General features: G+C 67.8%; 24 protein-coding genes. 13 read left to right on the forward strand and 11 right to left on the reverse strand.

Going from position 1 to position 18,491, the window contains the following annotated elements:
* The first annotated feature begins 2 nt into the window (after nt 1-2).
* From EPD82_RS08190 to ribD, 5 genes are read left to right on the forward strand one after another with little or no spacing between them, the layout of a single operon-like run.
* On the forward strand, nt 3-1,211 hold the full coding sequence (locus EPD82_RS08190) for a pyridoxal-dependent decarboxylase, exosortase A system-associated (RefSeq protein ID WP_141056381.1): 1,209 nt from the start codon (nt 3-5) through the stop codon (nt 1,209-1,211).
* Nucleotides 1,208-1,876 carry a histidine phosphatase family protein gene (locus EPD82_RS08195; RefSeq protein WP_055423799.1) on the forward strand — a complete coding sequence of 223 codons (669 nt, stop codon included), beginning with the start codon at nt 1,208-1,210 and terminating at the stop codon, nt 1,874-1,876. Before EPD82_RS08190 ends, EPD82_RS08195 begins: the two co-directional genes overlap by 4 nt.
* 52 nt (nt 1,877-1,928) lie before the next feature.
* Nucleotides 1,929-3,179, forward strand: coding sequence for a serine hydroxymethyltransferase (gene glyA / locus EPD82_RS08200; protein WP_055423798.1), 1,251 nt, complete (start codon nt 1,929-1,931; stop codon nt 3,177-3,179).
* Nucleotides 3,180-3,188: 9 nt separating this feature from the next.
* Entirely contained in the window at nt 3,189-3,701 is a 513-nt protein-coding gene (nrdR, locus tag EPD82_RS08205) for a transcriptional regulator NrdR (RefSeq protein ID WP_055423797.1), read from the forward strand.
* Nucleotides 3,676-4,788, forward strand: coding sequence for a bifunctional diaminohydroxyphosphoribosylaminopyrimidine deaminase/5-amino-6-(5-phosphoribosylamino)uracil reductase RibD (gene ribD, locus EPD82_RS08210; protein WP_240803316.1), 1,113 nt, complete (start codon nt 3,676-3,678; stop codon nt 4,786-4,788). Before nrdR ends, ribD begins: the two co-directional genes overlap by 26 nt.
* Here ribD and EPD82_RS08215 read toward each other — a convergent pair.
* Genes EPD82_RS08215 through gpmA form a run of 4 tightly spaced genes read right to left on the reverse strand, consistent with a single transcriptional unit; the run spans nt 4,753 to nt 9,108 of the window.
* Entirely contained in the window at nt 4,753-5,511 is a 759-nt protein-coding gene (locus EPD82_RS08215) for a TOMM precursor leader peptide-binding protein (RefSeq protein ID WP_055423795.1), read from the reverse strand. The two genes, ribD and EPD82_RS08215, sit on opposite strands and share 36 nt — an antisense overlap.
* An 8-nt stretch (nt 5,512-5,519) precedes the next feature.
* Nucleotides 5,520-6,950, reverse strand: coding sequence for a S41 family peptidase (locus tag EPD82_RS08220; RefSeq protein ID WP_141056382.1), 1,431 nt, complete (start codon nt 6,948-6,950; stop codon nt 5,520-5,522).
* A gap of 21 nt (nt 6,951-6,971) precedes the next feature.
* On the reverse strand, nt 6,972-8,333 hold the full coding sequence (locus EPD82_RS08225) for a murein hydrolase activator EnvC family protein (RefSeq protein WP_055423793.1): 1,362 nt from the start codon (nt 8,331-8,333) through the stop codon (nt 6,972-6,974).
* A 25-nt stretch (nt 8,334-8,358) separates the two neighbouring features.
* The gene (gene gpmA, locus EPD82_RS08230) at nt 8,359-9,108 is read right to left on the reverse strand and encodes a 2,3-diphosphoglycerate-dependent phosphoglycerate mutase (protein WP_055423792.1); all 750 of its coding nucleotides are present in this window, start codon (nt 9,106-9,108) and stop codon (nt 8,359-8,361) included.
* A 130-nt stretch (nt 9,109-9,238) separates the two neighbouring features.
* On the opposite strand from gpmA, the gene EPD82_RS08235 reads away from it, so the two are divergent.
* From EPD82_RS08235 to EPD82_RS08255, 5 genes are read left to right on the forward strand one after another with little or no spacing between them, the layout of a single operon-like run.
* A complete protein-coding gene (locus EPD82_RS08235) occupies nt 9,239-9,670 on the forward strand; it encodes a rhodanese-like domain-containing protein (RefSeq protein ID WP_055423791.1) in 432 nt (143 codons plus the stop codon).
* On the forward strand, nt 9,667-9,948 hold the full coding sequence (gene grxC, locus EPD82_RS08240; RefSeq protein ID WP_072247950.1) for a glutaredoxin 3: 282 nt from the start codon (nt 9,667-9,669) through the stop codon (nt 9,946-9,948). Before EPD82_RS08235 ends, grxC begins: the two co-directional genes overlap by 4 nt.
* Nucleotides 9,949-9,969: 21 nt before the next feature.
* A complete protein-coding gene (gene secB / locus EPD82_RS08245) occupies nt 9,970-10,458 on the forward strand; it encodes a protein-export chaperone SecB (RefSeq protein ID WP_055423789.1) in 489 nt (162 codons plus the stop codon).
* 7 nt (nt 10,459-10,465) lie between these two features.
* On the forward strand, nt 10,466-10,942 hold the full coding sequence (locus tag EPD82_RS08250) for an SH3 domain-containing protein (RefSeq protein ID WP_055423788.1): 477 nt from the start codon (nt 10,466-10,468) through the stop codon (nt 10,940-10,942).
* A complete protein-coding gene (locus EPD82_RS08255) occupies nt 10,942-11,943 on the forward strand; it encodes an NAD(P)H-dependent glycerol-3-phosphate dehydrogenase (protein WP_055423787.1) in 1,002 nt (333 codons plus the stop codon). Before EPD82_RS08250 ends, EPD82_RS08255 begins: the two co-directional genes overlap by 1 nt.
* A gap of 9 nt (nt 11,944-11,952) precedes the next feature.
* On the opposite strand, the gene EPD82_RS08260 is transcribed toward EPD82_RS08255, so the two are convergent.
* Together EPD82_RS08260 and EPD82_RS08265 are read right to left on the reverse strand one after the other, a co-directional pair.
* Nucleotides 11,953-12,417 carry a tRNA (cytidine(34)-2'-O)-methyltransferase gene (locus tag EPD82_RS08260; protein ID WP_055423786.1) on the reverse strand — a complete coding sequence of 155 codons (465 nt, stop codon included), beginning with the start codon at nt 12,415-12,417 and terminating at the stop codon, nt 11,953-11,955.
* Between the two features lie 5 nt (nt 12,418-12,422).
* Entirely contained in the window at nt 12,423-13,151 is a 729-nt protein-coding gene (locus EPD82_RS08265; RefSeq protein ID WP_055423785.1) for a ComF family protein, read from the reverse strand.
* A gap of 15 nt (nt 13,152-13,166) precedes the next feature.
* Here EPD82_RS08265 and EPD82_RS08270 point away from each other — a divergent pair, with 15 nt between their 5' ends.
* Nucleotides 13,167-14,039 (forward strand): methyltransferase domain-containing protein, encoded by an 873-nt coding sequence (locus tag EPD82_RS08270; protein ID WP_055423784.1) that lies wholly within the window; start codon nt 13,167-13,169, stop codon nt 14,037-14,039.
* A gap of 12 nt (nt 14,040-14,051) precedes the next feature.
* Here EPD82_RS08270 and hemB read toward each other — a convergent pair whose 3' ends face one another.
* The 5 genes from hemB to yihA form a co-directional block, all read right to left on the reverse strand.
* Nucleotides 14,052-15,065, reverse strand: coding sequence for a porphobilinogen synthase (hemB, locus tag EPD82_RS08275; RefSeq protein WP_055423850.1), 1,014 nt, complete (start codon nt 15,063-15,065; stop codon nt 14,052-14,054).
* A 13-nt stretch (nt 15,066-15,078) separates the two neighbouring features.
* Entirely contained in the window at nt 15,079-15,351 is a 273-nt protein-coding gene (locus EPD82_RS08280) for a hypothetical protein (RefSeq protein WP_141056383.1), read from the reverse strand.
* 160 nt (nt 15,352-15,511) lie between these two features.
* Nucleotides 15,512-15,805: a HigA family addiction module antitoxin gene (locus EPD82_RS08285; protein ID WP_055423782.1), complete on the reverse strand. Its 294-nt coding sequence runs from the start codon at nt 15,803-15,805 to the stop codon at nt 15,512-15,514.
* Nucleotides 15,805-16,083, reverse strand: a complete 279-nt coding sequence (locus tag EPD82_RS08290) for a type II toxin-antitoxin system RelE/ParE family toxin (protein WP_055423781.1) — start codon at nt 16,081-16,083, stop codon at nt 15,805-15,807. The genes EPD82_RS08285 and EPD82_RS08290 overlap by 1 nt, the downstream gene beginning before the upstream one ends.
* Nucleotides 16,084-16,464: 381 nt before the next feature.
* The gene (gene yihA, locus EPD82_RS08295) at nt 16,465-17,076 is read right to left on the reverse strand and encodes a ribosome biogenesis GTP-binding protein YihA/YsxC (RefSeq protein WP_055423780.1); all 612 of its coding nucleotides are present in this window, start codon (nt 17,074-17,076) and stop codon (nt 16,465-16,467) included.
* 93 nt (nt 17,077-17,169) lie between these two features.
* Here yihA and EPD82_RS08300 point away from each other — a divergent pair, with 93 nt between their 5' ends.
* Both EPD82_RS08300 and rpiA read left to right on the forward strand, forming a co-directional pair.
* Nucleotides 17,170-17,796, forward strand: a complete 627-nt coding sequence (locus EPD82_RS08300) for a c-type cytochrome (RefSeq protein WP_055423779.1) — start codon at nt 17,170-17,172, stop codon at nt 17,794-17,796.
* Complete coding sequence (gene rpiA, locus EPD82_RS08305) at nt 17,796-18,479, forward strand: ribose-5-phosphate isomerase RpiA (protein ID WP_141056384.1); 684 nt, start codon at nt 17,796-17,798, stop codon at nt 18,477-18,479. Before EPD82_RS08300 ends, rpiA begins: the two co-directional genes overlap by 1 nt.
* Nucleotides 18,480-18,491: the final 12 nt, after the last annotated feature.

Consider the following 18,491-nt stretch of genomic DNA (forward strand, 5'->3'; position numbering starts at 1 on the left):
CGATGCGCGAATTTCCCGTCGATGCGCGCGGTGAGCTCACCGTGGGCGGACTGCCGCTCACCCGGCTCGCCGAGCGCGTCGGCCGCACGCCTTTCTACGCCTACGACCGAAGCCGGATAGGTGCGCGCGTGGCCCGCGTGCGCGCGGCGATCGGACCCGAAGTGCGCCTGCACTACGCCATCAAGGCCAACCCCTTCCCGCCGCTCGTGGCGCTGCTCGCGCGCGAGACCGACGGTTTCGACGTGGCCTCCGGCGGCGAGATGGCGCTTGCCCTCGACTGCGGCATCGCCCCCGAGCGCATCGCCTTTGCCGGTCCCGGAAAGCGCGACGAAGAGCTGCGCCAGGCGCTGGCCGCGGAGATCACGATCACGCTCGAATCCGAGCGCGAACTGCCGCGCGTGCTCGCCCACGCCGAGTCGCTCGGCATCGCACCGCACCTCGCGCTGCGCCTCAACCCCGATTTCGAGCTCAAGCGCGCCGGCATGAAGATGGGCGGCGGGGCCAAACCCTTCGGCATCGACCTCGAGCGCGCTCCCGCCCTGCTCGAATCCCTCCAGGCTGCCGGCCTCGCCCTCGAGGGGCTGCACCTCTACGCCGGCTCGCAGATCCTCGATGCCGAAACGCTCGTGGCCGTGCAGCGCGCTTCCTTCGATCGCCTCGTGCGCCTTGCCGAACGGCTCCCTGCGCCGCCGCGCTGGCTCAACCTCGGCGGCGGGTTCGGCATCCCCTATTTTCCCGGCGAGCAGCCGCTCGCGCTCGAACCGGTGGGCGAGAACCTGCGCGCGCTCGCCGCCGAGCTGCACCGTCTCCTGCCCGCAACCGAGCTCGTCATCGAACTGGGGCGCTACCTCGTAGGCGAGGCAGGCCTCTACGTCTGCCGCGTGCTCGACAAGAAACGCTCGCGCGACACCACCTTCCTCGTGGTCGACGGCGGCCTGCACCAGCATCTGGCCGCGAGCGGCAACTTCGGCCAGGTGATCCGCAAGAACTACCCCGTGGCGATCGGCAACAAGATGCACCTGCCGGCGAGCGAACGGGTCACCGTGGTCGGGCCGCTGTGCACCCCACTCGACATCCTCGCCCAAGAGGTGCTGCTGCCGCCGGCCGAACCGGGCGATCTCTTCGTGGTCTATCAATCCGGCGCCTACGGCGCGAGCGCGAGCCCGCGCGCCTTCCTCTCCCATCCCGACGTGACCGAAACCCTCGTATGAAACGAACACTTCCCTTTCCGTTGCCCGATGGCGACGACGCGCTCTTTTGCTTGGTGCGCCATGGCGAAACCGACTGGAACCGCGACAAGCGCATCCAGGGGCATCTCGACGTGCCGCTCAACGACACCGGCCGCCGCCAGGCGCTGGCGGTGCGCCGTGCCCTTGCCGGAATCCCTTTTGCCGCGCACTATGCGAGCGACCTCGCGCGCACGCTCGAGACCGCCCGCCTCATCCTCGGCGAAGACGCGCCCCTTCAGCCGCATCCGGGCCTGCGCGAGCGGCACTGCGGCCACTTCCAGGGCCTTCTGCCCGAAGAAGCCGAACGGCTCGATCCCCAAGGCTACGCCCGCTACGCGAGCCGTGATCCCCACTACCGACCGCCCGGCGGTGAAGCGCTTCTCGAAACCTTCACCCGCATCGGCCGCACGCTCGACGAACTCGCCCGCGCCCATCGCGGTGAAGCCGTGCTCCTCGTCACCCACGGCGGCGTGCTCGACGCCGTGCGCCGCCACGTCGAGGGGCTGCCGCTCGAGCGCAAGCGCGACTTCCCCATCCCCAACTGCGGCCTGTCGTGGGTGCGCTGGGGGCAGCAGCGCGCCATCCTCGCCTGGGCCGAGACCTCGCACCTCGAAGCGCCGGCGCGCGACGAGATCGCCGCGATGTGACCCCGCGCCCCGTGCTAGAATTTCCCGTTTCCGAACCCCGACGGAGTCCCCCATGTTCCGCAAAGCCGATGGCCTCGCCCAGGTCGACCCGGAGCTCTTCGCCGCGATCGAAGCCGAAAACCGCCGGCAGGAAGAGCACATCGAACTCATCGCCTCCGAGAACTACGTCTCCTACGCTGTCATGCAGGCGCAGGGCTCGCAGCTCACCAACAAGTACGCGGAGGGTTATCCCGGCAAGCGCTACTACGGCGGCTGCGAACACGTCGACGTCATCGAGCGCCTGGCCATAGAGCGGCTGAAGAAACTCTTCGGCGCGGAAGCCGCCAACGTGCAGCCCCACTCCGGCTCGCAGGCGAACCAGGCGGTGCTCATGGCCTTCGCCAAGCCCGGCGACACCATCATGGGCATGAGCCTGGCGGAGGGCGGACACCTCACGCACGGCATGCCGCTCAACCTCTCCGGCAAATGGTTCAACGTCGTCGCCTACGGGCTCAACGAGCGCGAGGAGATCGACTACGACCGCATGGAGCGGCTGGCGCACGAGCACAAACCCAAGATCATCGTCGCCGGCGCCTCGGCCTATTCGCTTCGCATCGACTGGGAACGTTTCGCCAAGGTCGCCCGCGATGTGGGGGCGATCTTCTGGGTCGACATGGCCCACTACGCCGGCCTCATCGCCGCCGGTTTCTATCCCAATCCCGTACCGCACGCCGATGTCGTCACCTCCACCACGCACAAAACCCTGCGCGGGCCGCGTGGCGGCGTCATCCTCATGAAAGCCGAGCACGAAAAGGCGATCAACTCCGCCATCTTTCCCGGCCTGCAGGGCGGTCCCCTCGTGCACGTCATCGCTGCCAAGGCCGTGGCCTTCAAGGAAGCCATGAGTCCCGAGTTCAAGCGCTATCAGGAACAGGTCGTGCTCAACGCCCAGGTGATGGCGCGCGTGCTCGGCAACGAGCGGGGCCTGCGCATCGTCTCCGGCCGCACCGAATCGCACCTCTTCCTCGTCGACCTGCGTCCCAAGGGCGTCACGGGCAAGGACGCCGAAGCGGCGCTGGGGCGGGCTCACATCACGGTCAACAAGAACGCCATTCCCAACGACCCGGAAAAACCCATGGTCACCTCGGGCATCCGCATCGGCACCCCGGCCATGACCACCCGCGGCTTTGGCGAACTCGAAGCCGAACAGGTCGCGCACCTCATCGCCGACGTGCTCGATGCGCCGAGCGACGAAACCGTGCTCGCCCGCGTGCGGGAACGAGTGGCCGAGCTCTGCCGTCGTTTCCCCGTCTACGAGCATTGATTCCTCGCGATGAAATGCCCTTTCTGTGGTGACGCGGACACGCAGGTGCTCGATACGCGCGAAGGCGACGACGGCAGCGTCGTGCGTCGCCGCCGCCGCTGCGCCAACTGCCAGCGCCGTTTCACCACCTACGAACGGGTCGATCTCAAGCCCCCGGTCGTCGTCAAGCGCGACGGCTCGCGCGAGGACTTCGACCGGGAAAAGCTCACCGCCAGTTTGCGGCTGGCCTTGCGCAAGCGCCCCGTGCCCGCCGAGACGATCGAACGCACCATCGAGCGCATCGAAGCGGAGCTCCTCTCGAGCGGCGCGAGCGAAGTCCCCAGTACCATGATCGGCGAGATGGTGATGGACGCCTTGAAGCGCCTCGACAAAGTCGCCTACGTGCGTTTCGCCTCGGTCTACCTCAATTTCGAGGACGTGGGCAAGTTCGCCGAACTCATCCGCGACGTGCAGGCAAGCGCCCGGCGCAAGCGCAGCGAGAAGCACACCGACGACGATGCCGCCGACCTCGCCCGCTCCTGACGATTCCTACTGGATGCGCCGGGCGTTGCGGCTCGCGCGCAAGGGGCTGGAGACCACCACGCCCAATCCGCGCGTCGGCTGCGTCATCGTCTCCTCCGACGGACGGCTGCTCGGCGAAGGGTGGCACGAGCGCGCCGGCGAACCGCATGCCGAAATCCACGCCCTGCGCCAGGCGGGAGCGGCCGCGCGCGGCGCCACCTGCTACGTGACGCTCGAACCCTGCAGCCATCACGGCCGCACTCCGCCCTGCGCCGACGCGCTCGTCGCCGCCGGCGTGGCCCGCGTCGTCGTCGCCCTGCAGGATCCCAACCCGCGCGTGGCCGGCAAGGGAATCGAACGCCTGCGCCAGGCGGGCATTGCCATCGACGTCGGGCTGTGCGCCGAAGCATCCGCCGAGCTCAACCGGGGGTTTCTCACCCGCATGACCCAGGGCCGGCCCTGGTTCCGTCTGAAGACCGCCGCCACGCTCGACGGACGCACCGCGCTCGCCGACGGGCGCAGCCGCTGGATCACGGGCGAAGCCGCCCGACGCGACGTGCACCGCTGGCGCGCCCGCTCCTGCCTCGTGCTCACCACCATCGCCACCGTGCTCGCCGACGATCCCGAGCTCACGGTGCGCCACGTCCCCTGCCGACGCGCTCCGCGCCGCGCCGTGCTCGACAGCACCTTGCGCCTGCCCGAATCCGCCCGTCTGCTGCACGGCGAGCCGGTGTGGATCTTCACGGTACGGGAAGAAGCGGAAAAACGCGCCCGCCTCGAAGCCCGGGGGCATCGCGTCATCCGCTTGCCGGCCGACGCCGCTGGGCGCATCGATCTCGCGGCGCTCGCCCGTTGGCTAGGGGCAAACGAAATCAACGAAGTCCTGATCGAAGCCGGCGCCACGGCGAACGCCGCCTTCCTCACCGCGGGGCTCGTCGATGAATGGCTGCACTACGCCGCCCCTTGCGTGCTCGGGAATCAGGCGCGCGCCCTCTTCGCCCTGCCCGAACCGGGCACGCTCGAAGAAGCACCGCGCTTTCGCGTGGAAGAGACGAAACGCCTGGGCGAAGACCTACGCCTGCGCCTGCGCCCCACAGACCGGACATGAGGGGTCGCGCGCCACGTTCAAGCTGCGCCACTGCATCGTCAAGGCATCGAAGAGCACCAGCCTGCCGGAAAGCGCCGCCCCCAGTCCCGCGAGCCACTTGATCGCCTCGGCGGCGAGCGCCGTGCCGATGAGGCCGGTGAGCGGCGCGAACACGCCCATCACGGCGCAGCGCAGCTCCTCGTCCTCGGCCTCTTCGGGAAAAAGGCAGCGGTAGCACGGCCCGCCGCGCCCCGCCCGGTCGAACACGGCGATCTGCCCCGAGAAACGGATCGCCGAGCCGGAAAATAGCGGTTTTCCGGCCGCCACGCAGGCGCGGTTGACGGCGTGGCGCGTGGGGAAGTTGTCGCTGCAATCGAGCACCAGGTCGACCTCCGCCACCGCCTGTGCCAAGCGCTCACCCTCGAGCCGCGTCTGCAGCGGCACCACCTCGACCAGCGGATTGACGCGGGCGAGCGCCGTCTGTGCCGCCAGCACCTTGGGCTGACCAAGGGTGCTTTCGTCGTAGAGCGTCTGGCGCTGCAGGTTGGTGGCATCGACCACGTCATCGTCGGCGAGAAACAGCCGGCCGATACCGGCCGAGGCGAGATACCACGCCGCCGGGCAGCCCAAGCCGCCCGCCCCGACGATCAGCACCTTGCCCTGTGCGATGCGCTCCTGCCCTTCGATGCCGATCTCGGGCAGGAGCAGGTGGCGGCTGTAGCGCAGCAGCGCCGCGTCGTCCATCGGACGGGTCAGCGTTTCGCCGCTTTCGGAGCCTGACCGAGGGCGGAGGTCTCGGCCGGCGGCGCAGGCGGCGCCACCCCTTCGCGCAGCCACTTCAAGGCTGCCTGATATTGCCGGTCTTCGGCCGAACCGTACTCGAATTTCGGCGGCATGTCGGGCTCTTCGGCCGGCGCCTCCTCCTTGTCCTCACCGGTCGCCGTCTCGCCGGACCCCGCCCGTTTGACACCTTTGCCGTCGAGTTCGAGGTGCTGCTGCAAGTCGGCCTCGCGCAGGAAGCGCGCCGCCCCTTTCTCGGTTTCTTCGACGACGAAGTCCGGTTCGATCCCCTTGGCTTGAATGGAGCGGCCGCTGGGCGTGTAGTAGAGCGCCGTGGTGAGCTTGAGCGCCGCGCCGTTGTTGAGCGGCAGGATGGTCTGCACCGAGCCCTTGCCGAACGAGCGCGTTCCCATGATCTTGGCCCGGCCATGATCCTGCAAGGCACCCGCCACGATCTCGGAAGCCGACGCGGATCCGCCATTGACCAGCACCACCATCGGCACGGAGCGGTACTCCGGCGGCAGGTCGGCGAGATAGTCGCGCTCGCGGGGTCCGCGCAGATAATCGGACGGGCGCACACGGTATTCACGCTGCGAGTCCGGCAGGCGGCCGGAGGTTTTCACCACCAGGGCGTCGTCGGGCAGGAAGGCGCCGGACACGCCGATCGCCGCATTGAGCAGGCCGCCCGGATCGTTGCGCAGGTCGAGGATCACGCCCTGCAGCGCCCCATCCTGGCGCAGCTTGCGCAGATGATCGACGAGCATGGGACCGGTGTTTTCCTGGAACTGCGTCACGCGCACGTAAGCGATGCCCTCGTCGCGCTTGCTCTTGACGCTGCGCACGGTGATCACCTCGCGCGTGAGCGTGAGCACGATGGGCTTGTCGACCTCCTTGCGCACGATGGTGAGTTTCACCTTGGTGCCGGGTTTACCGCGCATGCGCTTGACCGCATCGCGCAGGCTCATGCCCTTGACCGGCGTCTCGTCGATTTTCACGATCAGATCGCCCGCCTTGATGCCGGCACGAAAGGCCGGGGTATCCTCGATCGGCGAGACGACCTTGACGAAACCGTCTTCCATGCCGACCTCGATGCCCAGGCCGCCGAATTCTCCCTGGGTGCCGACCTGCAGCTCCTGATATTCTTCGGGGTCGAGATAGGCCGAATGCGGATCGAGGCCGCTCACCATGCCGCGAATGGCTTCGGTGATGAGCTTTTGATCCTCCACCGGCTCGACGTAGCCCTTCTTGACTGCGTCGTAGACCTCGGCGAACGCCCGCAGATCCTCGAGCGGCAAGGCGGGCGAGGCGTTGCGCTCGGCCCAGGCCGACAGATTGAGCGTGAGCAGGACGCCGCCCACCACCGCGACCACCAACAAGGAAACCCGACTGATCCAGCGCCGCATTCGCATCACCCCGAGATTGTGTCAGCCGCCGATCCATCGCAGGGGATCGAGCGGCTCGCCATTGTGCCTGATTTCAAAGTATAACCCCGAGCGGCCCATGTTGCCGCTCGTCCCTGTGGTGGCGATCGTCTCTCCGGCCCGCACCCGCTGCTGCGGCTCGCGCAACAGGGAGTCCGCATTGGCATAGACGGTGAGATAGCCGCCCCCGTGATCGAGGATGATCAGATTACCATAACCGCGCAGCCAGTCGGCGTAGGCGACCACGCCGTCGGCCACCGCCCGTACCGGCTGTCCCGCCCCGGCGGCGATGAACACCCCGCGCCACGTCCCTCCTTCGGGGCGGGACGCACCGAAGCGCCCCTGAAGATTGCCCTGCACCGGCCAGCCCAGACGGCCGTGCAGCCCGGAAAGGGGGGTTCCGGCGGCCGATGCATCGGCGAGGCGCCGCGCCGGGCGGGAAGGAGCCTCGTCTTCCGGGGGCTTCGGCGATGGCGGCGATGCCGAAGATTCAGCCGGAGACGCACTGCTCGCCTCGCGCTTGGCCTGTAGCGCCGCGCGCCGCGCCGCTTCGCGCCGCTCACGCTCGCGTCTTGCTTCTTCCTCCCGCCGCAGGCGCTCCTGCCGCGCCTCTTCCTCGCGTCGTGCCCGTTCCTGGGCTTCCAGCCGACGCACCAGCTGCGTGAGCGCCGCGGCATCCGCCTCGATCTCGCGCTTGCGATCTTTCGCCGCCTGGAGCTGTTGCGCCAACTCCTCGCGCAGCTGCCGCCGCTGTTGTGCCAGGGCCTGCCAACGGTCCGCTTCCTGCGCCGCCTCTTCCCTCACCTGCACCAGACGCTCCTGACGGCGCTTGAGCTCCGTGCGCAGCGCCGCCGCGCGGGACTGCTGCTCGCGCAAGGCGGCGATGCGCCGGGCCCGATCGGCGGCGAGAAGCTCCAGATAGTGCGCCCGTCGCCCTGCCTCGGCCGGATCTTCGCTGGAGAAAATCGGATCGAGCGGTCGCTGGCGGCGGTAATACTCCCGCGCCCACGCGGCCACCTCTTCTTGATGCCGGGCGATCGAGCGTTCCAGCTCCGCCAGCGTCGCCTCGTTCTCGGCGATACGCGCCGACAGGGCCTCTTCTTCCGCGCGCAGCCGCTCCAGCTTGCGTGCCGAGGCGTTGGCCGCCCGTTCGGCCTCCTGCAGCTTCGCCTCGGTCTCCCGACGGCGCGACTCGGTCTGGCGCACTTCACGGTCGATGCGCTGCATCTCGCGCTGCAGGTTCTGCAGCTCGGAGCGTTTCTCCCCGAGCCCCTCTCCCTGCGGCGCCCCGGCCGGATGGGCGGGCACGACGGCCGCGGCCAGCAGAATGAACCCTACTGAAACGGCCAGTCTGCGCCCGATCATCGGTGCGCCGTCCGATGCATTCGGTTCACTTTTTCGCGCGCCCTTGCGCCGCCACGGCCGCCTGCTGCGCCTTGATCGTCTCCTCGTCGGCGAGGTAATAGCTCTTGAGCGGCCGGCAGCTCTCGTCCAGCTCATAGACGAGCGGCTGGGCGGTGGGAATGTTGAGCCCGACGATGTCCTGATCCGACACCTCGTCGAGGTATTTGATGAGCGCACGCAGGCTGTTGCCATGCGCCGCGATGAGGATACGCTCCCCGGCGAGAATGCGCGGCACGATCACCGTCTGCCAGTAAGGAACGAAGCGCGCCACCGTATCCTTGAGGCATTCGGTGCGGGGAAACTCGGCCTTGGGCAGATCCCAGTAGCGCGGATCGTCGGCGGTGATGCGCGGATCACCCTCGGGCAACGGCGGCGGAGGAACATCGTAAGAGCGGCGCCACAGCAGCACCTGCTCGTCGCCGTATTTGGCCGCCGTCTCGGCCTTGTCCAGCCCCTGCAGCGCGCCGTAGTGGCGCTCGTTGAGGCGCCAGGAATGCTCCACCGGAAGCCACAGCTGATCGAGCTCTTCGAGCACGAGGTTGAGCGTCTTGTTCGCCCGTTTCAGCACCGAGGTAAACGCCCGATCGAAGGAAAACCCCCGCTCGCGCAGCAGCCGCCCGGCCGCGCGCGCCTCTTCGACGCCTTTCTCCGTGAGATCGACGTCGGTCCAGCCGGTGAAGCGGTTCTCCTTGTTCCAGGTGGATTCGCCATGACGCAACAGCACGATCTTGTACATGATCATCCTCTGATATGATTGGACACCTCGATCGGCGCTCGGGCGACGGCAGCTGCACACCACGATCGAGCCGAGCATTTTATCGCAGCCGCCGCACGTGCGCCGTTCCATCCCGTCGCGAAAGGAGGCAATGTTGCAGGAATTTCTCGTGCAAAACTGGCACTGGGCCTTGCTCGCCGTGGCAAGCGGCCTGTGGTGGATCGTCGAGACGGTGCGCAGTGCCACCGACGACAGCCGCGTCACGCCGACCCAGGCCGTCGTCATGGTCAACCGCGAAGATGCCGTCTTCGTCGACATCCGCAGCGAAGCCGACTACCGTAAGGCGCACCTGCCCAACGCCCTCCACGTCCCCGCCGAGCGCCTCCTGGAAGACCATCGCATCGAGCAGATGCGCTCGCGCCATCTCATTCTCTACTGTGACAGCGGCGCGCGTTCGGCCACCGCCTGCAAGAAGCTGCGCGCCGCGGGTTTCCCCCACGCCTACACGCTCGCCGGCGGCATCGATGCCTGGCGCAAGGCCAATCTGCCGCTCGAGAGCGAATCCTCGAGGAAGAAGAAATGAGCCCATCCCCCAAAGTGCGCATGTACGCCACCCAGGTCTGCCCCTACTGCGTCCGGGCCGAACAACTCCTGCGGCGCAAGGGCGTGACCGAGATCGAAAAGATCCTGATCGACCGCGACCCGGCGCAACGAGACGAAATGATGCGCCTCACCGGTCGGCGCACCGTGCCGCAGATCTTCATCGGCGAGACCCACGTCGGCGGCTGCGACGATCTCTACGAGCTCGAACGCCAGGGCAAGCTCGACGCACTGTTGCAAGGCGCATCCTCTTCCCATTGATCCTTCTTACGGAACCCTGCCATGAGCGACACCAACGGTACGCAAACCTCCGACCAGCCGATCTTCAGCGTGGAAAAACTCTACGTGCGCGACCTCTCGATCGAGGTCCCCAACGCGCCGCAATGCTTTCTCGAGCGCGAGACGCCCAACATCGACGTCCAACTGGCCACCGCTGCCACGCGCCTCGACGAGGGCTTCTTCGACGTCACGCTCACCGTGACCGTCACCGCCAAGATCGGCCAGGACAAAACGCTCTTTCTCATCGAAGCGGCGCAGGCCGGCATCTTCCAGATCCGCAACGTGCCGGAAGAGAACCTCGAACCGCTGCTCTTCGTCGCCTGCCCCAATCTGCTCTACCCCTATGCGCGCGAGGCCATCACCTCCTCGTCGCTGCGCGCCGGATTCCAGCCGGTGATCCTCGCGCCGGTCAATTTCGAAGCGCTCTACGCGCAGCAGAAGCGCCAAGCCGAACTCGCCCAGAGCGGCGAGGGCGAAGCGCGCCTGCAGTGAGCCCGGGATGAAACGGCGGGGCGGGGGGCTTCTCGGCACAGGACCCAGCCGGGCGTTTGCCTGGCTGGCCGCCGCGTTGATCTTCGTGGCGCCCGTCCCCACCCATGCCGAAGGGGCGACGTATCGTCACGTCACCGCCCTCACGCCGGCCTATCTCGCACCCGGCGAGCCGGTACCCGTTTTTTCGCTGCTACCCGGCACGCCGGTGGAATGGATCCAGAACCGGGGAGAATGGGCGCAGATCCGGGACGCCGAAGGCGGGTTGTACTGGGTGCCTGCCGCCAATCTCGACGATCTGCGCACGGTGATCGTCATCGTCGACCGTGCCGAAATCCGCTCGGCACCCGATCCCGCAGCGGCCATCGTCTGCGAGGTCGAGCGCAACGTCGTCCTGGCGCTGCTGGGTACGAGCGACGGCTGGGCCGAAGTCGCCGCCGGCCCGCTGCGAGGCTTCATCCCTCGCAGCGCCGTCTGGGGGCTGTGATGCAGCTCGCCGTGCTCGGTGCCGGAGCCTGGGGCACGGCGCTCGCCATCGCCATGGCGCGCCGCCACCGCGTACGCCTGTGGTGCCGCGATCCAGCGCAGGCCCAGCAGATCACGCACGAACGCTGCAATCGCCGCTATCTGCCGGAAGTTCCGCTGCCCGAGGACGTCGCCGTCACGGCGGATTTCCCCGAGGCGCTCGCCGGGGCGGACCTCGCCCTGATCGTCACGCCGCTCGCGGGGCTCGGAGCCACCGTCGCGGCGCTCGCGCGCGAGCGCCCCAACCTCCCTTTTCTGTGGGCCTGCAAGGGGATCGACCCCGAGCGCCTGGCGCTGCCGCACCGCATCGTCACCGAAGCATGGCCCGAGACCTTGCTGCCGCCCCGGGCAGGCGTGCTCACCGGCCCCAGCTTCGCCCTGGAAGTGGCACGCAACCTCCCCACCGCCCTGGTGCTCGCCGCCGCCGACGCCCACTGGGCCAAGCACTGGGTCGAACAGCTGCACCAGCCCCGGCTGCGCCTCTACGCCCACGACGACGTGGTCGGCGCCGAGGTGGGCGGAGCGCTCAAGAACGTCATCGCCATCGCCGCAGGCGTGGCCGACGGCCTGGGCTGCGGGCTCAACGCCCGCGCCGCCCTGATCACCCGGGGGCTAGCCGAGATCGCGCGGCTTGCCCGGGCGCTCGGCGGGCGCGACGAAACCCTCATGGGACTGGCAGGGATGGGCGATCTCATCCTCACCACGACTGGACAGCTCTCGCGCAACCGCCGCGTGGGGCTCATGCGCGCCACGGGCAAGCCGCTGGCCGAGATCCTCACCGAACTGGGGCACGTCGCCGAGGGCGTGCCCACCACCCGCGCGGCGGTGGCGCTCGCCCGGCGCCACGGCATCGAAATGCCCATCGCCGAAGCCGTCCATCGCCTGCTCTTCGAGCCGGATCTCGCCGCCGAGGCGGTGGTGGAGGCGCTGCTCGCGCGCGACCCGAAGTTCGAGCGCCCCTGAGCGCCCGTTTCATCCCCCGCCGGCAAACCCCTGCTGCCGCCAGGCCTCGTAGACGACGAGCGCGACCGCGTTCGACAGGTTGAGGCTGCGGTTACCCGGCAGCATGGGAATGCGCAACCGCGAAGCCTCGGCGAATCCTTCCGCCACCTCGGACGGCACGCCGCGCGTCTCGGAGCCGAAGACGAAGACGTCTCCCGCTGCGAACGCCACGTCCGCGTAGGGGCGCACGCCTTTGCTCGTCAGCAGGAAACGGCGCCGCGTACCCAGCCAGGCGCGGCACGCCGCCCAATCCTCGTGCACCATCACCTGGGCAAGATCGTGATAATCGAGCCCCGCGCGGCGCAGTCCCTTGTCTTCGAGCACGAATCCCAGCGGCCGCACCAGATGCAGCCGCGCCCCGGTGTTGGCCGCCAGCCGGATCACGTTGCCGGTGTTGGGCGCAATCTCCGGCTGGAAAAGGACGATCTCGAACATTCCCGTCACCCCGTCAGACGAACGGGCGAAGCCGCCCGCGCCAGCACGATTCCCTGGACCGCAGCCGCTCCGGATTCCAGCAAGACCTCCGCCAACGCGTTCAACGTCGCCCCGGTGGTGAGCACGTCGTCAACCACGCCCACCCGGCGCCCGGCAATCGCCCGCGCCCGCTCCACGGCGAAAGCGCCGCGCAGGTTCTCGCGCCGCGCCGAAGCATGCAGACGGGCCTGGTGCGGCGTCTCGCGCCGGCGCTGCACCGCGTCGAGTAGAACCGGCAGGCGCCACGCCGCGCCCAAATCACGGGTGAGCACCGCCGCCTGGTTGAATCCCCGCGAGCGCTGGCGCCGGGGCGCGAGCGGTACCGGCAGCAGGACGTCGATCGCCAGCGGCGGAAGCATCGTCTGCGCCATCGCCAGCGCGAGCGCCCGGCCCAGACGCAGGTCGGCACCGTACTTGAAGCGGTGGATGAGCGCATCGAGCGGCGGCTCATACCAGAATCCCGCCGAAACGGCTTCGAAGCGCGGCGGTTTCAGCGCGCATTGGGCGCAGATTCCTTCGCATTCTGCGGGCGTGAGACGATCGCCGCAGCGCCGGCACGCCTCTTCCTGCCGCCACGGCAGAAATTCGCCACGGCAGGACGCGCACAGACCCCGCACCGTCGCCCCCAGGCCACACAGGCCGCAACGCGAGGGCAGGAAAAAATCGACGAGCGGCGTAAAATCCGGCAGATTCATTTCCCCTCCGACGACATGCCCGACACCTCCACCGCCTTCGGCCCCGACCTCGACCCCGCCCTGATCCGCCGCCGCGCCGAGCGCACGGCCGCGGCCTACCCTTCCAATCGTTTCCTTGCCGAGGAAACGGCCCAGCGCCTGTTCGAGCGCCTCGACTACCTGCGCATCGCGCCGCGGCGCCTGCTCGACGTGGGCGGCGGGCACGACCTGCCGGCGCTACGCGCGCGCTATCCCCAAGCCGAGGCCATCGCCGTCGACTTCGCCCCGGCGCGGCTCGCGCACCTCGCCCCCCCATCCTCCTGGCTTGCCCGGCTCGTGCGCCGCGACCCGGCAAAGACCCTCGTAGCCGATGCCCACGCCCTGCCGCTGGCCACGGGCAGCGTCGACTTCCTCTGGTCCAACCTGCTGCTGCATTGGCTCTCCGAACCGCTCCTCGCTCTCAAAGAATGGCAGCGCGTGCTCGCCGTGGGCGGCACCGTGTTCTTCTCCACCGTTGGCCCCGACACGCTGCGCGAGCTGCGCGAAGCGCTCGGCCCCACCGCGGTGCATTCCTTTCTCGACATGCACGACGTAGGCGACCTGCTCGTGGCCGCCGGCTTTTCCGATCCGGTGATGGACATGCAGATGCTCACCCTGCGCTACCGCGACCCGGCGCGCCTGTGGCAGGATCTGCGCGCGAGTGGCGCGACGAACGCGCGCCGCGACCGCCGCCACACCCTCACCGGCAAGGAGCGCTGGCAGCGGGCACTCGCGGCGCTGGAAGCGCGGCGCGAGGCCGACGGCACGATTCCCATCACCGTCGAGCTCGTCTTTGGACACGCCTGGAAAGAAGCGCCCAAGACGCTGCCCGACGGGCGCGCGGTGATTCGCCTGCACCGCCGCCCCTGAGCGACGCCCGCCTCAGCGCCGCGCGAGCAGCCGCGCCGCCTCGAGCGCGAAATAGGTGAGGATGGCATCGGCCCCGGCGCGCTTGAAGGCAAGCAGCGACTCCATCATCGCCGCCTGCTCGTCGAGCCAGCCGTGGCCGAAAGCCGCCTTGAGCATGGCGTACTCGCCGCTCACCTGATAGGCGAGCGTCGGCACGCCGAAGGTCTCCTTGACCCGCCGGATCACGTCGAGATACGGCATGCCCGGCTTGACCATCACCGCATCGGCCCCCTCGTCGAGATCGAGCGCCACCTCGCGCAGCGCCTCGTCGCTGTTGGCCGGATCCATCTGGTAGGTCGCCTTGCTGCCCTTGCCGAGATTGGCCGCCGAGCCCACGGCATCGCGAAACGGCCCGTAGAAGGCCGAAGCGTATTTCGCCGAATAGGCGAGGATGCGCACGTGGATGAGCCCCTGCTCGTCGAGCGCGCGGCGAATCTCGCCGATGCGCCCGTCCATCATGTCGGAGGGCGCCACCATGTCGGCGCCGGCGTGCGCGTGACACAACGCCTGACGCACGAGGGCGGCCACCGTCTCGTCGTTCATCACGTAGCCGCGCGGATCGTCCGGCGCGATCAACCCATCCTGCCCGTGGCTCGTGTAGGGGTCGAGCGCCACGTCGGTGATCACACCGAGCTGAGGAAAGCGCTGTTTCAGCGCCCGCACCGCCCGCGGCACCAGACCCGCCGGATTCCACGCCTCCTCCGCACCCGGAGTTTTGAGGCTCGGCGGAATCACAGGAAAGAGGGCAAGCGCCGGAATACCCAGCCCGACCGCCTCTTCGGCAAGCGAGAGCAAGCGGTCGATCGACAGGCGCTTCACCCCCGGCATGGAAGGCACCGCCTCCTCGCGGTTTTCGCCATCGAGCACGAACACCGGCAGGATCAGATCGTCTGCCGTGAGCACGTGCTCGCGCATCAAGCGCCGGGAAAACTCGTCGCGCCGCATGCGACGCATCCGCGTCGTGGGAAACCTACCGAAAAACTGCATCATTCGCTCCTTGTCAGCGTTTTCCCAGATCAGAAAGATTTTCTGCGAACACTTCTTCCAGCCGCTGCGCATCGAGCACGCGGTCGAGCCAGGTGTCGATCTCGTCAGCGTTTGCCATGCGCAAACGTGCCTGCACCCATTCGGGCCAGATCCCGCGGGCGCTGCTGGCGCTTGAGCCAGATGGGCGGCGACCACGCTCTTCGGGCAGAAACCCCTCGACGAGGTGGCGCACCACCTTGGGAGAGGAAAAGAGATGCTTGTAGTTGGCGTCGTGGCGGGCGTTCATGTCGCCGCCTATTGTAGCTGTATCGGGGCATGGCCGTGCGGCTCATTGTAGCGGCGGCGATGCGATCCCGCGGTGCATCGGCGAGCGAGACGAGGGAGACGCGGGGGCGTCAAGATTGAGAGAAAGGGTGTGGAGAAAGATATTCCCCCACCTGCCCGCGTCAGGCCATAACCAACTCGAGTTTACTGACGCGTTCGAGATTCGTGTGCTGGCGAGCAACCCAGAGATCGTGGGCATCTTGCATGGCAAGCCAGCTCTCGGGGCTACGCCCAAGCACTTTCGATAGCCGAAGCGCCATGTCCGGCGTTACCCTGCTTCTGCCCTTGAGGATTCTGCTCAAGGTGGAGGGCGCGACATCGAGCCGACGCGCCAGCTCGCGGGCGCTGATGCCATAGGGCTGCAGATAGACCTCGATGATGAATTCGCCGGGATGAGGGGGGTTATGCATGGTCATCAGTGATAGTCCTCGTAATCCACAACATACGCGTTCCCGTCACGGAACTCGAAGGTCATCCGCCAGTTGCCGCTCACGGTAACCGACCAGCGTCCGTCCAAATCGCCTTTGAGCGGATGCAGACGAAAGCCCGGGATGTCCATGTCGTCGATCGTCTGCGCCGTCTCCAAAGCGACGAGCAACATCCGCAGGCGCTTGGCATGACTGGCCTGGATGCCCGAGGTACTGCCTGTCTCGAAGAATCTGCGCAGGCCTTTGTGGCGGAACGATTTGATCATGGTCCATTTTAGCCTGTTGCGCAACAGGCAACAAATCGATCAGATGCAGGAATCGCCATATCTCGCATCCCAGGCTCGAAGTGATCATTGGAGCACTAACAATGAGGGATGGCTTGGGGCGTCTGAATGCGGCGTTACGCCCGCATGCGACGCATCCGCGTCGTGGGAAACCTACCGAAAAACTGCATCATTCGCTCCTTGTCGGCATTCCCGCGCCGGCGGGAACTTTCGCCCGTGCAAGCCTTCTATGAAAGTAACTCTGCTCCATCTGCCTGCGCCGCCGCAAAGCCTTCCTGTTGAGCGGGACCCCGGCGATACCGCCGGGTTCATGGCCCGAACCTCCCCCTGCGTTCGGGCCATTTTTTTCGCATCTCGGCGTTTTCATGCCGTTTCGGGCAGAACGCCCGCCAACCACCCCTGCACCACCGCCTCGGCCTCCTCCACTCCCAGCTTGCTGAGGGCCGAAAACGCCTGCACCGTCACCTGCCCCTCCCATGCGGCCAAAGCGCGGCGCACCTGGACCACGGTCGCCGCCCGCGCCCCGCGCGAGAGCTTGTCGGCTTTCGAGAGGAGGATATGCACCGGCTTGCCGCTGGGAAGGAACCAGTCGAGCAGCTGCCGGTCGAGCGCCGTGAGCGGATGGCGCACGTCCATGATGTGGATGAGGCCGACGAGCGCCTCGCGCTCGCGCAGATAACGCTCGATCAGCTCCGCCCAACCGCGACGGATCGCCTCGGGCACCTTGGCGTAGCCGAATCCCGGCAGATCCACCAGATAGAGCCCCGCCGGCGTGCGAAAGAGGTTGAGCAACTGCGTCCGCCCCGGCGTCTTCGAGACGTAAGCCAGCCGCGTGTGCCCGACCAAGGCATTGATCGCGCTGGATTTGCCGGCGTTGGAGCGTCCGACGAAGGCGATCTCCGGCCCTTTGGCTGCCGGCAGCCCCGCGGGCTTGGCAATGGAGGTGACGAACTCGGCATGGCGGAAAAGAGGCATGGGAAAGAGGCGACAGGCGGGCCTGCGCAAAACGGGGAGATGCGATAGAATAGCAAAATTTGCACATTCTCACCCATCGCGTCGAGGATTCCCATGATCAAGCGTACCATCGTGCTCACCGCGCTCGCCGCTTCCGGCCTGGTCTACGCCGCCGAACCCGTCGACCCCGCTCACGCGCAGGAAATCGCCACCACCGTGTGCGCCTCCTGCCACGGGCCCGACGGCAACACCCCGCTCATGCCCGAATACCCCAAGCTCGCCGGGCAGCACCCCGAATACCTCTACAAGCAGCTCGTCGACTTCAAAGCCTGGGACGACAAGCCCATCGCCCGCGAAAACGCCACGATGAACGCGATGGTCATGGCGTATTCCAAGGAAGAAATGCTCGGGCTGGCTCAATATTTCGCCCAGCAGAAACAGGTCCCGGCCGAACCCAAGGCCCAGGAAACCCTCGCCCTCGGCCAGAAGATCTGGCACTACGGCATCCCCGACAAGGCGGTGCCCGCCTGCTCCGGCTGCCATGGCAACAACGGCGCGGGCATCCCCATCATGTATCCCCGGCTCGCCGGCCAGACCCCCGACTACGTCGTCGTGCAGCTCAAGGCCTTCCGCGAGCAGCAGCGCGCCAACGATCCCGAGCAGATGATGCGCCAGATCGCCAACAAGCTCACCGACACCGAGATCTCGGCGCTCGCCGACTACGCCGCGAGCCTGCGCTGATGGCCCTGACCCACGCCGACGAATTGAAGCGCCTGGCGGCGGTGGCCGCCGTGGCCGAAGTCCCCGAGGACATCTTCCTCGGGGTCGGCACCGGCTCCACCGTGAACTTCTTCATCGACGCCCTGGTGCAAAGTGGCAAGCGCATCCGCGGGGCCGTCTCCAGCTCGGAAGCCAGCACCGAGCGGCTGCGCCGCTACGGCATTCCCGTGCTCGACGCCACCGAGCTCGATACGGTGCCGCTCTACGTCGACGGCGCCGACGAGATCGACCCCGCCTTCGCCATGATCAAGGGCGGCGGCGGTGCGCTCACCCGCGAGAAGATCGTCGCCGCCATGGCCGAGCGCTTCGTGTGCATCTGCGACGAGCGCAAGCTCGTCGAGCGCCTGGGGCGATTCCCCTTGCCCCTCGAAGTCATCCCCATGGCCGAGCGGCTCGTCTCCCGCCGGCTGCGCGAGTTAGGGGGCGAGCCGCGCCGTCGCCTCGGTTTCGTCACCGACAACGGCAACGCCATCCTCGACGTGCACGGCCTCGTCATCGACGACCCGGATGCGCTCGAGAGCGCGCTCAACGACCTCCCCGGCGTGGTCACCAACGGCATCTTCGCCCACCGGCGTGCCGACGTGCTGCTGCTTGGCACCGGCGAGGGCGTGCAGCGGCGCGAACGCGCCGTCACGAAACGGTAACGTCGTCCCACC

The sequence above is a fragment of the Tepidiphilus succinatimandens genome, from assembly GCF_006503695.1.
Lineage (GTDB): Bacteria > Pseudomonadota > Gammaproteobacteria > Burkholderiales > Rhodocyclaceae > Tepidiphilus > Tepidiphilus succinatimandens.